This window comes from Vibrio mytili (assembly GCF_000830505.1).
Classification (GTDB): Bacteria; Pseudomonadota; Gammaproteobacteria; order Enterobacterales; family Vibrionaceae; genus Vibrio; species Vibrio mytili.
In genome coordinates this window covers 1-1,312 of record NZ_JXOK01000070.1, presented here as the reverse complement: position 1 = coordinate 1,312, position 1,312 = coordinate 1, and the positions used below count along the sequence as shown (strand labels likewise).

Genomic DNA, 1,312 nt, shown 5'->3' with positions numbered 1-1,312 from the left:
AAGATAACATCGTCATCGGTGTAGAGTGTATGCATTGCTGGTACTGGGTAAGCGATCTTTGCCTCGATTACGCATTTGACTTTGTACTCGGTCATGCTCTCTACATGAAAGCGATTCACGGTGGTAAAACTAAGAACGATCGTATTGATTCATACAAAATTGCTTCTCTGCTTCGTGGCGGTAACTTCCCTATTGCGTATGTTTACCCCAAAGCAATGCGGGCAACACGAGATTTACTGCGACGAAGAACTAAAATCATGCGCCATGGCGCTGATTTGAAAGCCCATGTCTCCAATACATTTAGCCAGTACAACCTCCAAAACCCCAATGTGCAATTACGCTATCCTTGTGCTCGTGAGCAAGTGCGTAATCAGTTCGGTGAACCCTCAATCAATCGAAGTATCGACATGGATTTAAATGTCATCGCTTTTTACACCAAGGAGTTGGCGAGTGTAGAACACTTTATAGAGAAAACCGCCAAGCAACATAGCGCTCAAGATTATCAACTCATTCAAACCGTGCCTGGTATTGGCCGCATTCTCGCCCTCACCATCTTGTATGAAATTGGGAATATCGAACGCTTTCCGTCGGTACAGAACTTCGCTTCTTACTCACGACTAGTCAAATGCAAAGCCGAATCGGCGGGTAAACAAAAAGGAACGAATGGCAACAAGATTGGTAACGCTTATTTAAAATGGGCGTTCTCTGAAGCCGCGGTTCTCTATTTACGTGGCAATGAACCCGCGAAGAAATACATTCAACGCCTGCAAAAACGCATGAGCAAAGCCAAAGCGCTGTCGGCGCTTGCTCATAAACTAGGTCGATGTGTCTACTTCATGTTGAGGAACAAAACGGTATTTGATGAAAAACGATTTTTACCTGAATAAGTCGCACAATGAAGTGAGCTGAACGTCTAACTGGTGCTGAGTAAGAACACGTTACTGACACAAGTTTAGTGGGATTTAAGCCCGATCAAGTCAGTTGTGTCAGGCAGTCCAAGCCCTCTTGCTTTGATTAGCCACTTCATTGGTGCGCACCCATAATATACCAACGAACAGCAAAGTTGCTTACACCTAGACTGAGCCTGAAGATAACTGGAAAACAACGACCTTGGAAAGCCATTGTTTAGCCTTCTTTTTGAATAGCGCCAGTCAGGGTTAACCGATAAATGTCTAGTGACCCTATGAAAAGCCATAGGCAGCGGAGAGACCGCAATAAGAGATCCTCTATATGTGTTTGTCGTAAGCAATGCTCGATGACCGAAATGACAAAGCGAAGTAGATAACTTTGTTGTTCGAGAAGGGTTGCTGCT

Annotated in this window: 2 protein-coding genes; one reads left to right on the top strand and one right to left on the bottom strand. The window is 44.5% G+C overall.

From position 1 onward, the window contains the following. Positions 1-887 (top strand): IS110 family RNA-guided transposase (locus SU60_RS17685; RefSeq protein WP_041156692.1); only part of this gene is annotated, 887 nt, incomplete at its 5' end. Between the two features lie 238 nt (positions 888-1,125). On the opposite strand, the gene SU60_RS22150 is transcribed toward SU60_RS17685, so the two are convergent. Then, positions 1,126-1,312, bottom strand: a 187-nt coding sequence (locus tag SU60_RS22150; RefSeq protein ID WP_084735950.1) for a hypothetical protein, incomplete at its 5' end; no start/stop codon positions are given.